This window comes from Streptomyces sp. NPDC003284, from assembly GCF_053589675.1.
The window spans coordinates 70025-86339 of the sequence record NZ_JBSFSI010000014.1 but is presented as its reverse complement, the minus strand read 5'-3'; the positions used below and the strand labels follow the sequence as shown (position 1 = coordinate 86339).

9 protein-coding genes and 1 pseudogene are annotated in these 16315 nt (G+C 73.9%); 7 read left to right on the top strand and 3 right to left on the bottom strand.

All coding sequences use genetic code 11. The features are described 5' to 3' along the window. Nucleotides 1-126: 126 nt before the first annotated feature. Entirely contained in the window at nucleotides 127-2403 is a 2277-nt protein-coding gene (locus tag ACWDYF_RS26390; protein ID WP_389471484.1) for an ATP-binding protein, read from the bottom strand. 205 nt (nucleotides 2404-2608) lie between these two features. On the opposite strand from ACWDYF_RS26390, the gene ACWDYF_RS26385 reads away from it, so the two are divergent. The 3 genes from ACWDYF_RS26385 (at nucleotide 2609) to ACWDYF_RS26375 (ending at nucleotide 7187) form a co-directional block, all read left to right on the top strand. Beyond that, nucleotides 2609-3010: a hypothetical protein gene (locus ACWDYF_RS26385; RefSeq protein WP_389471481.1), complete on the top strand. Its 402-nt coding sequence runs from the start codon at nucleotides 2609-2611 to the stop codon at nucleotides 3008-3010. Between the two features lie 813 nt (nucleotides 3011-3823). Beyond that, nucleotides 3824-5092: an MFS transporter gene (locus ACWDYF_RS26380; protein WP_389471479.1), complete on the top strand. Its 1269-nt coding sequence runs from the start codon at nucleotides 3824-3826 to the stop codon at nucleotides 5090-5092. Between the two features lie 136 nt (nucleotides 5093-5228). Beyond that, nucleotides 5229-7187, top strand: a complete 1959-nt coding sequence (locus ACWDYF_RS26375; RefSeq protein WP_389471476.1) for a bifunctional metallophosphatase/5'-nucleotidase — start codon at nucleotides 5229-5231, stop codon at nucleotides 7185-7187. Nucleotides 7188-7302: 115 nt separating this feature from the next. Here ACWDYF_RS26375 and ACWDYF_RS26370 read toward each other — a convergent pair whose 3' ends face one another. Together ACWDYF_RS26370 and ACWDYF_RS26365 are read right to left on the bottom strand one after the other, a co-directional pair. Continuing rightward, nucleotides 7303-8868 carry an MFS transporter gene (locus ACWDYF_RS26370; RefSeq protein WP_389471542.1) on the bottom strand — a complete coding sequence of 522 codons (1566 nt, stop codon included), beginning with the start codon at nucleotides 8866-8868 and terminating at the stop codon, nucleotides 7303-7305. A 101-nt stretch (nucleotides 8869-8969) separates the two neighbouring features. Then, nucleotides 8970-9695: a TetR/AcrR family transcriptional regulator gene (locus ACWDYF_RS26365; RefSeq protein ID WP_381744758.1), complete on the bottom strand. Its 726-nt coding sequence runs from the start codon at nucleotides 9693-9695 to the stop codon at nucleotides 8970-8972. A 229-nt stretch (nucleotides 9696-9924) separates the two neighbouring features. Between ACWDYF_RS26365 and ACWDYF_RS26360 the strand changes: the two are divergent. From ACWDYF_RS26360 to ACWDYF_RS26345, 4 genes and pseudogenes are all read left to right on the top strand, one after another. Beyond that, nucleotides 9925-11354 (top strand): annotated as a pseudogene (locus ACWDYF_RS26360) (MFS transporter). Between the two features lie 90 nt (nucleotides 11355-11444). Then, a complete protein-coding gene (locus ACWDYF_RS26355) occupies nucleotides 11445-12989 on the top strand; it encodes an FGGY family carbohydrate kinase (protein WP_381744760.1) in 1545 nt (514 codons plus the stop codon). Nucleotides 12990-13058: 69 nt separating this feature from the next. Then, nucleotides 13059-14732, top strand: coding sequence for a glycerol-3-phosphate dehydrogenase/oxidase (locus ACWDYF_RS26350; protein WP_389471472.1), 1674 nt, complete (start codon nucleotides 13059-13061; stop codon nucleotides 14730-14732). Then, nucleotides 14729-16282, top strand: a complete 1554-nt coding sequence (locus ACWDYF_RS26345) for an FAD-binding oxidoreductase (protein WP_389471470.1) — start codon at nucleotides 14729-14731, stop codon at nucleotides 16280-16282. Before ACWDYF_RS26350 ends, ACWDYF_RS26345 begins: the two co-directional genes overlap by 4 nt. Nucleotides 16283-16315: the final 33 nt, after the last annotated feature.

Sequence of the window (16315 nt, the reverse complement as noted above, 5' to 3'; positions counted from 1 at the left end):
GTCCGGACGGGCTCGGGCAGGTACGAGAAACACGTGGCACACGTACGGGTCGTCGCTGATCCGTTCTGGCCGGCCGCTTGCGCGGGGTCCCCATGCTGCCCGGGGCCGTCCACGACGTCCGTGGGATCAGGGGCCGGGGGTGGTGTTCGCGGCCAGTTCCCGGTCGGCCTCCGCCAGTCGGGGGTGGTTCTGTTCGGCCAGTCCCCGGCGGGCCTCCGCCAGCACCGTAGAGGCTTCTGCCGTCTGGCCGAGTCGGCGCAGCGCGATGGCCAGGTCGAGGCGGGCCGGTTCGCTCCACGCGGCCATGCCGGCCGATTCGAGGCCGTCGAGGGCGCGGCGCAGGAGGGGCGTGGCCTCCTCCCAGCGGTCCAGCGCGCCGAGGTCCTGGCCGAGGTGGTGGAGGGTACTGGCCCGGTACAGGTTCAGGAGGTCCGCCGACTGGCCGGGGATTCCGGCGAGGCACAGTTCCTTGCTCCGCCGGTGGAGGGTCAGGGCCTCCTGCGGCCGCCCCATGGAACGCAGGTATCCGCCCAGGGCGTTGAGTGTCGTCAGTTCCGCGAGTCGGGCCTGTGGCGCGGGGTTCCGCCGGTGGCAGGCCGCGGATTCCTCCAGCCACGCCACCGATTCCTTGGCCCGCCCGAGGCGGTGTAGCGATCCTGCCCCGTAGCCGTAGGCCCAACCGGTCTGGAGGGGGTCGCCCACCTCGCGCGCGACGGCCAGCGCCTCACGGGCCGTGGCCAGTCCGCGGGCGGGATCGTGGAGGCAGAGGTTGTACGACCAGGTCAGGTAGTTGAGGTGGGTGGCCTCCTCGCGTCGGCTGTCCAGAACCCGGGCCGCCGCCACCGAGCGGCGGAACACCTCCGGCCACTGCTCCCAGTGCTGGACGCGGTCCGAGAACCAGTGCATGGCCTCCGCCGCGTCCAGGACCTCCCGGTGGTGACCGTCCTCGAAGGCCCGGTGCAGGGAGTCCAGCCACTGGGCCCGCTCCTCCTCCAGCCAGTCCCGGGCCTGCTCGGGTCCGCGTGGCGCGGTGGCCGGGTCCGGATCGCCGAACGGTGAACGCTCGGGGTCGAAGTGGTAGGCGGCGGCCTGGGCCCGGGCCAGCGTCCAGCGGGCCGAGGTCTCCTGGGCACGGGCGAGTTCAGCGGGGTCGTCCTCGTCCAGTTGCTCGGCGGCGAACAGCCGCAGGAGGTCGTGGAAGCGATAGCGCTCGGCGGTCGGGGCGGGTTGCAGCAGCCCGTGGTCGGCCAGTTCCCGTGTGCACAGCTCGGCCTGCCGCAGCGTCGTGCCCGAAAGCAGCGCGACCGTCCTCGGGGAGAAGTCGGGCCCCGCGGCCAGCGTGGCGCGCCGCAGCATCCGCCGCGCCGCCGGGTCCAGGCGGGCGTATGAGAGGGCGAAGGCCGCCCGCACCTGGAGGTCCCCGGCCCGCAGGGCGTCCAGCCGGCGGCTCTCGTCGGCGAGGAGGGACGCGAGTTTGGCGAGCCGCTCCTGCGGCTGGGCCGCCAGCCGCTGGGCGGCGATCCGCACCGCCAGCGGCAGCCGCCCGCACAGATCGGCCAGGTCGCGCGCCGCCTGTGCCTCCGCCGCCACCCGCTCCGGGCCGATCACCCGGGCCAGCAGGGCCACTGCCTCCTCACGGCGCAGCATCCCCAGGGTGATCCGGTGCACGCCCTCCAGGCCGGCAAGTGTGCTGCGGCCGGTCACCAGAGTCAGCGAGGGCCCGTGCGCGGGGAGCAGCGGCCGGACTTGTTCCTCGTCGGCGGCGTCGTCCAGAAGCAGCAGCATCCGCCGCTCCCCGACCACGGTCCGGAACAGATCGGCCCGGCCGTCGGTGTCCTGCGGCAGGGCGGCCACGGCGACCCCGCAGGCGTGCAGCAGCCGTCCCAGGACCTCGCGCGGCGAGGCCGGCTCCGCGTGCGTACCGCGCAGGTCGACGGTGAGCTGTCCGTCCGGGTAGCGGTCCGCGAGGCCGTGCGCGGCCCGTACGGCGAAGGCCGTCTTGCCGAGTCCCGGCTGGCCCGTGACCAGCACCACCGGCGCGGCCTCCTCCTCGGCCACCGTCCGCAGCCGGGCCAGATCGGCCGTGCGGGCGGTGAAGTCCCTTACGTCACGCGGCAGACGCAGCCCGGCCTGGGCCACCGGAGCGCGCTTCGGACGGGGCCGCCCCGAGGCCGCCGCCCGCTCCAGCGCCTCGGCCTGCGCCCCGTCCGGCGTGAGCACCGCCACGAGCGCGGCCACCGTCCGCCGCTGCGGGCCCCGGCTGCGGCCCCGCTCCATGTCGGCCAGCGCCCGCACGCTCACCCCCGCCCGGTGCGCCAGTTCCTCCTGGCCGAGCCCGGCACGTCGGCGCAGGTCGCGCAGCAGCGCCGCGAACTCTCCGCGGGCGGTGTCGGCGGTGCTCATCGTGCGGTTCTCCCCTGCAGAGTGCGGCCGGCCTTCGGTCCGGCAGAAGTACGCGACATGCTACTTCCGCAGGGGAAACTGCCTGGTGACGGCCGCGTGCCCGGTGGTGGACTGACTCTGGTGAGACCGGGAGGGAACGGGGTGTGCGATCCCGCTCCCTCTCAGCTTTGGGCACACCACCCACACAGACAGAGAAAGAAGCAGGATGAAGAAGATCAAGGCGGCCGTGCTGACGGCCGCGATCGTCGCCGGAACGGCCCTGGCGGCCACTCCGGCCCAGGCGCTCAGCACCTGCAAGTACGGCGGCGTCCCCATCACCTGCGAGTACGGCATCGGCACCTACACCTCGCAGGCCGGTGTCCAGTACGAGTTCGTGGTCGGCACCGACCGCGCCGCCTACGTGCGCACCAAGACGTCCTCCTCCAACTGGAGCTACTGGTCGGACATGGGCGGCCAGTGGTGGAGCGGCCTCAGGCCCGACAAGGTGAACCGCGGGAACTTCGAGTTCGGCGTCGCCGCCACCGGCGGCGACGGGCTCGCGTGGGCCAACCTGTACGCGTGGGACGGCACCCGCACCGGCTGGCACCACATCCCCGACCCGGTCTAGACAGCCGGATCCCCGGCGGCCGGGAACACCCGGTCCCGGCGACTTCCGCACCGCTCCGGACCTGGCGCGCGAGGCGGGTCCGCCCGCGCCGCCGTGCCGCGAAGGCCGGGACGGTCCCCGACGCGGCGGGACCTGGGACGGCCCGCCGGAGGCCGCGCCGTTCCACCTGCGCGGCCGGGCCCCGCTGGTGCCGGACGAGTCCGCGCTGCGCGCCGAACCGGCCGACGTCACCGGCGATCCGGCGACGCGAGCCTGGCTGCCGCGCCTCCACCGGGCCCGGCTGCTGAGCGCCCTGCGGCGGTACGCGGAAGCCCTGGACACGGCGGGGGAGGCCCGCCGCGAGGCCGAACCCGTCGTGGGCCGTCCTCCCCCCCCGTCGCCCCGCACCTGCTATTCTTCGTCCGATTCCCCGGGGCACTTCGACGTCCCGGGCTCGGTGCGACCGAGCGGCCGCGCATCTCACCGCCCCGAAACCGATGATCCGGCGCCCTTCCGAGCGCGTCCACGGACCCGCGGGCGTACGCGACGGCGACCGGCCTCCCCGCAGCGGACCGGCGGCCCCGGCCGACCACCCGCACAGCACATCTGTACGGCACACCCGCACGACACACCCCGCTGGCTCCCGCCAGTGGGGTTTCGCTGTTTTCCCCTCCCCGGTGACGCCGCCACGGCGCCACCGGGCGACCACCTGTCCGCCGCGGCCCGGCCGCGGCCCACCCACCCCCTTCGGGAGCCCCTGTGACGTCCTCGCCCCAGCGCCCGCCGGAACCGCCAACTGGCTTGTCCAGCAAAGGCGTTGCCCTGAAAGAGAGCGTGCCCCTGCGCCGTGTCCCCGGCTTCCGCCACTTCTGGATGTCGCGTGCCGCCTCCGGGCTCGGCTCCGCCGTCACCGCCGTGGCGCTCCCCGTGCTGGCCTACCGGCAGACGCACTCGCCGCTGATGGTGTCCCTGGTCGCGGCCTGCGGGACCCTGCCCTACGTGGTCTTCGGACTGATCGCGGGCGCCGTGGCGGACCGGACGGACCGGCGCCGCCTGATGATCGTCAGCGACTGGCTCAACGCGGCCTGTCTCGCCTCCGTGCCCCTCGCCTCGGCCCTCGGCGTGCTGACCGGCGGCCACCTGCTCGTCGTCGCGTTCGCGTCGGCCGGGCTCGGCCTCTTCTTCGACGCCGGTGTCTACGGAGTCGTCCCGGACATCGTCGGCAGGGAGAGACTGGCGGCCGCCAACAGCTCCCTCCAGGGCACGGAGACCGTCGTACGGATCGCCGGGAACGCGCTGGCGGGCGGCCTGATCCTGGTGTTCCGGCCGGCCGGGACACTCGCGCTGGACGCCGTGTCGTACGCCGTGTCCGCGCTGCTCGTCCGGTCCGTCTCCCGCGGCACCTACGGCCCTCGCGGCACCGAAAGCACCGACAGCACCGGCAGCACCGCGGCGGCGCACGGCACCGCCGTGCCACCGCCGCCGCGCCCGGCGTTCGCCGAGTCCGTCCGGGAGGGGCTGCGCTTCCTGCGCCGGCATCCCACCCTGCGCGTCATGACCGTGGTCGGCACCCTCCAGTCCTTCTCCGGCGGGGCGATCGTCGGCCAGCTCGTCGTCTTCGCCGACCGGGGACTGGGCATCCACGGGTCCGACGGGCGGATCGGCCTGCTGTACATGGCGTGGAGCGCCGGAGGCATCGGCGGATCCCTGCTGCTGCCCCGGCTGCGCCGCCGCTTCGCGGCCTTCCCGCTGCTGCTCGGGGTGCTCCCGGCGGGGGCGCTGCTCGGCCTCGCCGTCGTCCGCGCCCCGGACTGGCGGCTCGCCGCGCTCGCGCTGGCCGCGTGGGGCTCGGCCTACCTCGTCGTCCTCGTCAACACCATGACGTACTCGCAGGAAGTGACCCCGGACGCACTCCAGGGCCGCGTCAACACCACCCGGCGCATGCTCTCCTCCGGCCTGGGCGTGCCGCTGGGCGCGCTGGTGGCGAGCGCGCTCACCGTGCGTCTCGGCGTCCGGGCCGGCATGTCCGTCGCGGTCGTGGCCGTCGCCCTGGCCGCCGCCGTCGTCTGGAGCGTCCAACTGCGCCGGTGGGTAAGGAAGTAGCACCAGCACGCTTCGTCCGACCGCGGTTCACCCGTCCCGTCCGTCCACTGTTCATCTGCGGTCCGCCCGACGGTGGCCGCGGGGCCCCGGAGGGCCGGTTGACTCCCGTGGTCGCTCCCATGACCCGGAGGGCCAGATGGCACGAGAGCCAGGACGACGCACCTTCCTGACCGCGGCGGGCGGCGCCGTCGCCGCCGCCGCGGTCGGCACACCCGCCTACGCCACCGACGACGCCCGGGACGCGGGCACCGCGCACGACCTGGTGGACGTACAACTCCTCAACATCACCGATCTGCACGGCTACTTGCAGGCGGCGCCGGGCAGCACCGCCGTCGTCACCGGCGCCGCCGGGAAGCAGTACACCGTGGGCGGGGTCGGCTATCTGGCCGCGCATCTGGAGCGGTTGCGCGACGGCCGCCGCAACTCGCTCTTCTTCGCGCCCGGAGACCTCTTCTCCGGCTGGGAGTTCGACGCCGAGAGCCTCGCCGACGAGCCCACCATCGAGGCGCTGAACCGGCTCGGACTGGACTTCGCGACCGCCGGGAACCACGAGTTCGACAAGTCACCGGCCTTCCTGAACGCGCACATGCAGGACGGCGTGCCCTTCCCCAGGATCGGCGTGGACGACGCCTTCCCCGACTCCACCGGCCGACGCTTCCGCGGCGCCGACTTCCGCTACTACAGCGCCAACATGGTCTGGACGCGCACCGGCCGCACCGTGCTGCCGCCGTACAACATCGAATGGGTGGACGCCGGACGGGGACGCAGACTGCCCATCGGGTTCATCCATCTGACGGCCGTGGGCACCGACACCGGACCCACCTCCTACCAGCCCGCGCTGTCCTCGCTGGACGAGATCGCCACCGTCGACCGCCGCGCCGCCGAGCTGAAGGCGCGCGGCGTCAACGCGATCGTGCTGAGCATGCACGACGGCGCGGTCGCCGGGAGCGACTTCACCACCGGGAGCAACCCCTCGGGCCACGCCTACGACCTGGCGCTCAGGGTCTCCCCGGACATCGACGTCATCGTCACCGGCCACTGGCACTGCCGCTTCACCATGATGGTCCCGGACCCGGACGGCGTCCCCCGGCCCTTCGTCGAGGCGGGCTGCCACGGCCAGCTGATCAACGAGATCAGCCTGCGCCTCGACCCGCGCACCGGCAAGGTCGTCCGCGCCCTGACCACCTCGGTCAACCACCCCAACACCCGTGACATCGCCCCGGACCGCGAGGTGCAGCAGATCGCCGACTACTGGGAGGGCTACGCCGCGCGGCGCGCCCGTACGCCCATCGGCCGGCAGACCGCCTCCTTCACCCGGGCACGGGACGGCAGCGGCGAGAGCACCCTGGGCGATCTGGCCGCCGACTGGGCGCTGTGGGCCGGGCGGCAGCCGCTCGGCCCGATGAACGACGGCAACGCCCACCCGAACACCCCGGCCGAACTCGCCCTGATCGTGGCCGCGCCGCAGACCGGGCAGAGCATCCTGGCCAGGGACCTCGTGCGGGACACCGCGTCCGGCGGGACCGTCACCCTCGGCCAGGCCTGGCAGAGCCTCGGCTACGGCGACCCGGTCCTCACCGTCACCGTCACCGGAGCCCAGCTCCACGACGCGCTGGAGCAGCAGTGGACCGAGGCGCCCGACGGCACCCTGCGCTTCGCGCCGCTGGCCGTGTCGGACAATGTGCGCTGCGCCTTCGACGCGGCCGCCCCGGCCGGTGACCGCGTCGACCCGGCCGATGTCCTCGTCGACGGGCGCCCGCTGGACCTCGCCCGTCGCTACCGGCTGGCGGCGACCGCCTACACCCTGCTGGGCGCCGACGGGTTCACCGCCTTCGCCGGTTTCACCGAACCGGTGCGCCACGTACGGGACTTCGAGAGCTTCGTGGCGTACGTCCGCAGCCGCGAGGTGCTCGCCCCGGCCGCCCTGGACCGGGTGACCGTCAAGAACGCGTCCGCCGCCGCTGCCCGGGTGGGACAGGTCGCCCCGCCCCGCGCCGCACGGCGCGCCGACGGCACCGCGGCCGCTTCGCGCGCCGAGGCGGCGCAGCTCGCCCGCGCGGACGGCGCGGAGCACGGGTTCCGCGTCCCCTGCTGAGGACCGTGCGCGGGGCCGGACCGGACACGGGGCGGGAACCCGCGCGCGGCGGGACCGTACGCGGAAGGGGGCGGTGCGCACGGCACCGCCCCCTTCCGCCTGGGCGCTCGCGAGGTCAGGCGACCGGGGCCCGCGCGGCCTCGCCCGGCTCGGCGGCGGACTCCTCGGCCAGGCGCTCCATGCCGCTGGTGGTCTTCAGCGGCTTCTCCTTGATGAACACCACGGTGACCAGCGCCAGCAGCGCGCAGGGCGCGGCGACGAGGAACAGGTCGGCGGTGGCCACCCCGTAGGCGTGCTCGACGAGGGAACGCATCGGAGCGGGCAGGGACTTCATGTCCGGGACACCGCCCCCGCCGCCCTCGCCCTGGCCGCCGGGGGCCGTGACACCGGCCGCCTTCAGGCCCTTGGCCAGCTCGGTGGTGACGCGGTGCGCGAGGATCGCGCCGAGGACGCTGGTGCCGAGCGTGCCGCCCATGCTGCGGAAGAAGGACAGCACGGAGGTGGCCGCGCCGAGTTCGGTGGCGGGGACGTCGTTCTGCGCCGCCAGCACCAGGTTCTGCATCAGCAGGCCGACGCCGATGCCGAGGACCGCCATGTAGAGGCTGAGCAGCGCGAAGGGCGTGTCGGCGTCGATGGTGGACAGCAGGGCGAGACCCACGGTCATCGTGACGCCGCCCGCCACCAGGTACCGCTTCCAGCGGCCCGTCCTGCTGATCACCTGGCCCGCCACGGTGGACGACACCAGCAGGCCGAGGATCAGGGGCAGGCTCATCAGACCGGCGACCGTGGGCGACTTGCCCAGCGACACCTGGAAGTACTGCGAGAGGAAGACCGTGCCGCCGAACATGGCGACACCGACGAAGAGGCTCGCGACCGTCGTGAGCGTCACCGTCCGGTTGCGGAAGATACCGAGCGGGATGACGGGCTCGGCCGTGCGCGCCTCCACGAAGACCGCGGCGACCAGCAGCAGCACGCCGCCGCCGGTGAGCGCGGCCGTCTGCCAGGACGCCCAGTCGAACCGGTTGCCCGCCAGGGACACCCAGATGAGCAGCGCGCAGACGCCGCCGACGATGAGGAAGGCGCCGAGGAAGTCGATGCGCACCTCGCGGCGGACCGTGGGCAGGGTCAGCGTGCGCTGGAGCAGCACGATGGCGAGCAGCGCGAACGGCACCCCGATGAAGAAGCACCAGCGCCAGCCCAGCCACGAGGTGTCGACGAGGACACCGCCGACCAGCGGTCCGGCCACCGTGCCCACGGCGAACACGGCGCCGAACATGCCGGCGTACTTGCCGAGCCTGCGCGGCGGGATGACGGAGGCCATGACGACCTGGGCCAGCGCGGTCAGGCCGCCGGCGCCGATGCCCTGCACCACCCGGCTGAAGATCAGCAGGCCCACGCCGTGCGAGAAGCCCGCCAGCAGCGACCCGACGACGAACATGCCGAGCGAGAGCTGGAGCAGCAGCTTCTTGTTGTACAGGTCCGACAGCTTGCCCCACAGCGGCACCGTCGCGGTCATGGACAGGAGTTCCGCGGTGACGACCCAGGTGTAGGCGGACTGGCTGGCGCCGAGGTCGGCGATGATCGTGGGCAGTGCGTTGGACACCACGGTGCCCGCGAGGATCGCCACGAACATCCCGGCCATCAGGCCCGACATGGCCTGGAGTATCTGCCGGTTGGTCATGGCGGTGGGAGGCGCCTGCTCGGACGCCTGGGGTGTGGTCACGTCAGCTCTTTCGGCATGGTCGAACGGGTGATGCGGTACGGAGGGGGAAGGCGCGGGCGCTACGGGCGGGGCGGTGTGGGCAGCCCGGCGGCGAGCAGTTCGAAGACCTCGCGGAAGACGTCGGCGAAGGCGGCCTCCGGCCGGCGGGAGCGCCAGTGCTCCACACTGACCCGCACGGCGGTGCTCGCGATCGCCGCCACCAGCCGCGGGTACAGGTCGAGCGGCCGGGCCGCGTCCGCCCGCTCTCCGGCGGCCGGGCCGGGGGAGTCCGCGGCGGGTCCGGCGCCGGTCCCGGCGGCGGGGGCCAGGCGTTCGGCGATGGTCTCGGCCAGCCGGGTCTCGTCGGCCATGTGGGCGCCCAGGGCGCGCACCAGCAGATGCGGCGCGGCGTGCAGGACGTCGGCGTGCAGCGTCCACAGTTCGTGGCTCTGCTCGACCCCGACCAGCTCGGCCGCCACCGCGTCGCGCACGGCCTCCAGCGGGGAGAGCGCGGCGTCCGCGTCGAGCACCGCCTGCCGGGCACGGGCACCGGCGTCCGCGTCCAGGAGCAGGAAGGCGTCGTCCCGTGACTCGAAGTAGTTGAAGAACGTGCGCACCGAGACACCGGCGGCGGCGCTGATGGCCTCCACGGTGACCTGGTCCACGCCCTGCTCGGCGGCCAGCCGCAGCGCGGCCTCGGCGAGCGCGGCGCGCGTCGCCCGCTTCTTGCGCTCCCGCAGCCCGCCCCGGGCCCGCGCGCTCTCCGCTGCCGCCTTCTCCACCATGACCTCCCCCACGGCATGCATGGTATGCAAAAATGCACGCCGTGCAAATTCGGGCCACGGGCGATGCCCGATCCCGCCCGCCGCGGACTCTTGACGGCGCCGGTTACTTGTCCTTAACGTCATCCCAGCTTCCGCCGGACTTTCCGCGGAGCTTGGGCAGGCACAGACAAAGACCACCTGTCGGTGGCGTCGTCGTGCCTGTTTTTTCGTGCCCGCGTGCCGCCGGCAGGTCTTCCCCTAAGGCGGACTCATGGCACAGCGTCCAGGCGTCAACGGCGTCGCCGACGTCGTGGCCCTCATCGACGGGCTGGGAAGAATTTCCGGGCGGGCGAGGGTCATCTGGTACCTGGTCTTCGGCGGACTGTTCCTCGACGCCTACTCCAACGCGGCGTTGAGCGCGGGCCTCGGACCGATGACCGCGCAGATGGAGCTGAGCAGCACCCAGGTCTCGGTGCTCACCGCCACCGCGCCCGCGCTGGCGATCGTCTTCAACCCGCTCGGCGGCTGGCTCGCCACCCGTATCGGCCGGGTCCCCCCGCTGCTGCTGGCGAAGGTGTTCGCGCTGGCCGGAGCCCTGCTGGCCGCGTTCGCCGGCGGCTTCACCACCGTCTGGCTCGGCCGGGTCCTGGTCGGCGTCGCCTACGGCATCGACTTCGCCGTCGCCATGGCCCTGCTCGCCGAGTACACCCCGAAGAAGCTCAGCGGCCGGCTCAACCTGTGGCAGGCGCCAGCACCAGCAACCTCGCGCTCGCCCTGGTCTTCTTCCACCTCGACGTCGGCTCCGACATCTGGCGCTGGTCGGTCGGCTCGGCCGGCGCGGTCGCCCTCGCGCTGCTCGCCGCCCAGGCCGTCATGCTCTCCGAGAGCCCCGCCTGGCTCGCCGGCAAGGGACGCCTCGCGGACGCCGTGCGCAGCCTCGACCGCATCTACGGCATCAAGGCCGAGGCCGGTACTCCCGCCGCCTCCGCGCGCGCCGCCGAACGCCACGGCGACGTCGGGATGCGCCAGGCGGGCGTGCTCTTCAAGGGCGCCTATCTGCCGCGCACCGTGCTCTCCTCGGTGATCTCCCTCGGCCAGTCCATGCAGTACTTCGCCGTCGGCTGGTACCTGCCCCTGATCAGCCTGGCGATCTTCGGCGAGAGCTTCGAGAAGGCCACCGTGGGATCGATGGTCTTCAACGCCTTCGGCATCATCGGCGGTCTGGCCTCCGCCTACTGCGGGCGCAGGCTCGGGCTGCGGCTCAGCTCGGCCGCCGGTTTCGCCGGGGTCTTCGTGGCGCTCGTACTGATGGGGCTGACCTTCAACAAGGTGCCCACCGCCGTGGCGTTCCTGCTGCCGGTGCTCTTCATCCTGACCCACTCGGCGGGCCCCGGCGCCAACGGCAAGTCGATCGCCGCCCTCTCCTACAGCAGCGACGTACGGGCCCTGGGCACCGGCGTCACCGGCATGGTCGGCAGCTTCGGCAGCGTCGTCGGACTGTATGTCTTCCCGCAGATCAAGGACGCCCTGGGCCTCGGACACACCTTCCTCGTGCTGTCCGCGGTGCCGCTGCTCGGTCTGGTCACCTGTCTGATGATCAAGTGGGACCCGATCAAGTCCGCCGGATCCGCCGCCGACCCGGACGCGGACCCGGGTGCCCCCGCCGCCGCGACCCCCGAGGCCACCGCCGCCACCGGCTGACCGGCGGGTCCGGCAGGACGGCCGGACCGCCGGACCCGCCGCAGCAGGCCCGTACGCAGCCGTACGCAGCACGAGGAAAGAGCCGCACAGATGCAGACGTCACCGCACCGCGCCCGCACGGGCCGCGCCGTGCTGGCCCTCGACGAGGGCACCACCGGCACCCGGGCCGGACTCGTCCTGGAGGACGGCTCCGCCCACGAGGTCCGCTACCGGGCGATCGAGGTCGGCCACCCCGACGACCTCTGCGTCGAACAGGACCCGGTGGAGATCTGGACCGCCACGCTCGACGTGGCGCGCGAAGCGGTCGCCCTCGCCCGCCGCGACGGCATCACCGTCACCGCCGTCGCGCTCAGCACCCAGCGCGCCACGGCGATGCTGTGGGACAGCGCCACCGGACTGCCGCTGCTGCCCGCCGTCGTCTGGCAGGACCGCCGCCACGCCACCGAGCTGGCCGGTCTCGAAGCCCGCTGGGACAGCGTGCTGACGGCACGCCAGGGGCGCCCGGTCGGCTCCCGCTCCCCGTTCCTGTGGGCCGCCCGGCAGCTCGCCCGCCACCCGGAGGTGGCCGCCGCCCACCGCGCCGGGCGCCTGCGGTTCGGCACCGTGGACACCTGGCTGATGTGGCACCTCACCGGCGGCGCCGTGCACGCCACCACCCCGACCAACGCCGCCTCCACCGGCGGCTATCTGCTCACCGCGCACGCCTGGGACGAGGAGTGGATCGACGCGCTCGGCTTCCCCCTCGACCTGCTGCCCGGCCTGCTCGCCGACGACGCCGTGTCCGGCGAGACCGACCCCTCGGTGCTCGGCGTGCGGGTGCCGGTGGCCGCCTCCATGGGCGACCAGCACGCCGCGCTCGTCGCCCTGGGCGGCCTGGCCACCGGACAGGCCATGGGCATGTTCGGCACCGGCGCCTTCGTCGACGCCGCCACCGGCACCGCGCCCGCCCTGCCCCGCCCCGGCATCGCCGGGGTCGTCGCCCAGCCCGGCCGCCGCCAGGGCGGCACCACCCACTACAGCCTGGAGGCGTACACCTCCACGGTCGGCTCCGCACTGCGCTGGCTCTGCGAGGACCTGCGCCTGTTCGACTCGCCCCGCGAACTGGGCGAGGCCGCCGTCCGCGCCACCGCCCGGCCGGACGCCGGTCCCCGCTTCCTGCCCGCCTTCGCCGGGGTCCGTACGCCCCTGTGGCGGCCGGGCGCCACCGCGGCCCTCACCGGACTGACCCTGGCCACCACCCGCGACGACCTGGCCCGCGCCGTCCTCGACGGCATCGCGCACTCCGTGTGCGATCTCGTCGACGGCGTCGCCGGCACCCTCGGCGCCCCGCTCAGCCGGCTGCGCGTCGGCGGCGGCGTCTCCGGCAGCGACCCGCTGATGCAGACCCAGGCCGACCTGACCGGGCTGGCCGTCGAACGCGTCGCCGACTCCGCCACCGCCAGCCTGCGCGGCACCGCCTACCTCGCGGGCGTCGCCCAGGGCCTGTGGACCTCCCTGGAAGAGGTCGTCGAGGCCCAGCCGCGCGGCCGGACCTTCGAACCCGCCCTGGACACCGCGGGACGCGCCGCACGCCGCGCCGACTGGCGCGCACTGCTCGACCACCATCTCGACACACCCGAACCGACCCCCCACTGACGGCACCCCCGTGCCGTCACGCGCGGACCGCCCGAGGACCGCGCACCGAACCACCCAGGAGTTGATGTTGTGATCACCATGCCCGCCCGGAAGCCGCGGCGCTCCGCCGCGGCGACCCGTCGAGCCCCGCTGCTGCTCGACCGCGCGGCGGCCAGGCGCAGGCTGGCCGACGACACCTACGACGTCCTCGTCGTCGGCGGCGGCATCACCGGTGCCTACGCCGCCCTGGACGCGGCCTCCCGGGGGCTGCGCACCGCGCTGATCGAGAAGGACGACTTCGCCTCCGGCACCTCCTCGAAGTCCTCGAAGATGGTCCACGGCGGTCTGCGCTACATCGAGCAGGGCAACGTCAACCTGGTCCGCCACTCCCTCCTCGAACGCCACCGCTTCCGCCAGAACGCCCCGCACCTGGTGCACCGGCTGCCGTTCCTCTTCCCGGTCCTGGAGAAGGAAGGCGTCTTCGACGCCCGCCTCGCCAAGGGCTTCGAGGGCCTGCTGTGGACCTACGACCTGGTCGGCGGCTGGCGCATCGGCAAGCTGCACCAGCGGCTCAGCGTGCCCGAGGTGCTCGCCCAGGCCCCCACCCTGCGCGCCGAGAACCTCAAGGGCGGCCTGCTGTACTTCGACGCCCGCACCGACGACGCCCGCCTGGTGCTGACCGTCGCCCGCACCGCGGCCGCGCTCGGCGCCACCGTCCTCAACGGCGTCCGCGCCGACGGACTGCTGATGAGCGGCGGCCGGGTCGCCGGGGCGAAGGTCACCGCCGACGGCGACACCTTCGAGATACGCGCGCACGCCGTCGTCAACGCCACCGGAGTGTGGACCGACGAACTCGACGCGCAGGCCGACGCGGGACACGCCCCGCAGGTGCGGCCCGCCAAGGGCGTCCACATCGTCGTCCCCTGGGACAAGGTGCGCATCAACTGCACGGTCACCGTGCCCATCCCGGGCCGCGCCCGCCGCGCCACCTGCACCCGCTGGGGCAACACCGTCGTCCTCGGCACCACCGACGAGGACTACCGGGGCTCCCCGGACGACGTGCACTGCACCCGCCAGGAGATGGAGTTCCTGCTCGAAGGGGCCAACACCGCCTTCGAGGGCAAGCTCACCCCGGACGACGTGGTCGGCTCCATCGGCGGACTGCGCCCGCTGGTCGGCGGCAAGGAGGGCGCCACCCTCGACATGCGGCGCGACCACCACATCACGATCGGCCGCACCGGCATGGTCACCGTCACCGGCGGCAAGCTCACCACCAGCCGCCACATGGGCGAACTCGTCATCGACAAGGTGATGACCGTCCTCGGCCGCAGCGCCCGCAGCCGCACCGCCCGGCTGCCGCTGCTCGGCGGCGCCGGCTACGACGCCGAGGCCGTGGCCGCCTCCGGCGGACTCGCCGCCCACCTGGGCGAACGCTACGGCACCGAGGCCCGCTTCGTCGGCGACCTGGTCCAGGAGGACCCCACCCTCGCCGAACCGGTCGTCCCCGGGCTGCCCTACACCCGCGCCGAGGTCGTCTACGCCGCCCGCGCCGAGTTGGCCCGCTCCGTCGACGACGTCCTGTCCCGGCGCACCCGCGCCCGGCTGTTCGCCCGCGACGCCTCCGCCGGTGCCGCCCAGGCCGTCGGCGAACTCCTCGGCGCCGAACTCGGGTTCAGCCAGGCCCAGATCGAGCGCTCCGTCGCCGACTACCTCTCCTCCGTCCGTCACGAACGGTCCATCCTCCTCGAAGGGGCAGCAGCATGATCAGCCGTCAGACCATCACCCACCCGTTCAACCGCGGCACCTACACGGTCGGCGCGCCCAGCCCCGCCAAGTGGGCCCGGAACACCCCGGTCGGCGACGGACCCGCGGCCCTCCAGAACGACCCGGTCCAGGTCCCCGACAGCGTCGTCGAGGCGCTGCGCGGCGCCGCCCGAGCCGTCCACACCGAACGCGCCGAGGTGGTCGCCCGCACCCGCGACTGGTGGGCCGGATCCATGATCGGCGAGACCGAGGGCCGCCCCGCCACCCCGGACGCGGTCGTCGTGGAGGCCGCCGACGCCGACCAGGTCGCCGCCGTCCTGCGCATCTGCCACGACGCCGGGATCCCCGTCACCCCCTCCGCCGGCCGCTCCAACGTCACCGGTGCCGCACTGCCCGTCTTCGGCGGCGTCGTCCTCGACCTGTGCGGCCTCGACCGGATCACCGGCTTCGACGCCACCTCCCATGTCGTCGACGTACAGGCCGGGATGTTCGGCGACCTCTTCGAGAAGCAGCTCCAGGAGGAGTACGGCGTCACCACCGGCCACTGGCCGTCCGCGTTCGCCCTGTCCACGGTCGGCGGCTGGATCGCCTGCCGCGGCGCCGGACAGCTCTCCACCCGCTACGGCAAGATCGAGGACATGGTCGTCGGCGTCGACGTCGTCCACGCCGACGGCACCCGCGCCACCTACGGCGACTACGCCCGCGCCGCCGTCGGCCCCGATCTGCGCCAGCTGTTCATCGGCTCCGAGGGCACCCTCGGCGTCATCGTCGCCGCCCGGCTGCGCGTCCACCCGCTGCCCGAGTACGCCCGCGCCCTCGCCTACGGCTTCGACACCTTCGCCGAGGGCCTGGACGCCTGCCGCGCCATCCTCCAGCGCGGCGCCACCCCGGCCGTGCTGCGCCTGTACGACAAGCTGGAGTCCGGCACCCACTTCGGCCGGCCGGACACCAACCTGCTGCTCATCGCCGACGAGGGCGACGCGGCCGTGGTCGACGCCTCGATGGACGTGGCCGCCGCCGTCTGCTCCGCCCACGGCCCCGAACTCGACTCCGAGGCCGTCTTCGCCCGCTGGCTCGACGAGCGGATGCTGGTCGGCAAGTCCTCCGACGGCTTCACCCCGGGCCCCGGCTTCGTCGCCGACACCCTGGAGATGGCCGCCTCCTGGAAGGACCTGCCCGCCATCTACGACGAGGTGGTGGCCGCCGTCGAGGCGGTGCCCGGCACCCTCGCCGTCTCCGCGCACCAGTCCCACGCCTACACCGACGGCGCCTGCGTCTACTTCTCGCTGCGCGGCGAGGTGGCCCCCGAGGACCGCCGCACCTGGTACCGCGCGGTGTGGGACGCCGCCAACGCCGTCCTCGTCGCCCACCGCGCCGCCCTCAGCCACCACCACGGCTGCGGACTGCTGCGCGGCCCCTACGTCGCGGACTCCCTCGGCGCCGGCTTCGCCACCTTCGCCGCGGTCAAGGCCGCCCTGGACCCGGCCGGCATCCTCAACCCTGGCAAGCTGGGACTTTCCAGCCGCTTCGGTACGCCGCCGCTCTCCTGACCCGCGCGTACCCCGTCCCAGGAGTCAGGCCAC

Coding starts and splice junctions, on each gene's coding strand:
- ACWDYF_RS26355 (WP_381744760.1), top strand. CDS start 11,445: ATGCAGACGTCACCGCACCGCGCCCGCACGGGCCGCGCCGTGCTGGCC.
- ACWDYF_RS26370 (WP_389471542.1), bottom strand. CDS start 8,868: ATGACCAACCGGCAGATACTCCAGGCCATGTCGGGCCTGATGGCCGGG.
- ACWDYF_RS26345 (WP_389471470.1), top strand. CDS start 14,729: ATGATCAGCCGTCAGACCATCACCCACCCGTTCAACCGCGGCACCTAC.
- ACWDYF_RS26390 (WP_389471484.1), bottom strand. CDS start 2,403: ATGAGCACCGCCGACACCGCCCGCGGAGAGTTCGCGGCGCTGCTGCGC.
- ACWDYF_RS26365 (WP_381744758.1), bottom strand. CDS start 9,695: ATGCATGCCGTGGGGGAGGTCATGGTGGAGAAGGCGGCAGCGGAGAGC.
- ACWDYF_RS26385 (WP_389471481.1), top strand. CDS start 2,609: ATGAAGAAGATCAAGGCGGCCGTGCTGACGGCCGCGATCGTCGCCGGA.
- ACWDYF_RS26375 (WP_389471476.1), top strand. CDS start 5,229: ATGGCACGAGAGCCAGGACGACGCACCTTCCTGACCGCGGCGGGCGGC.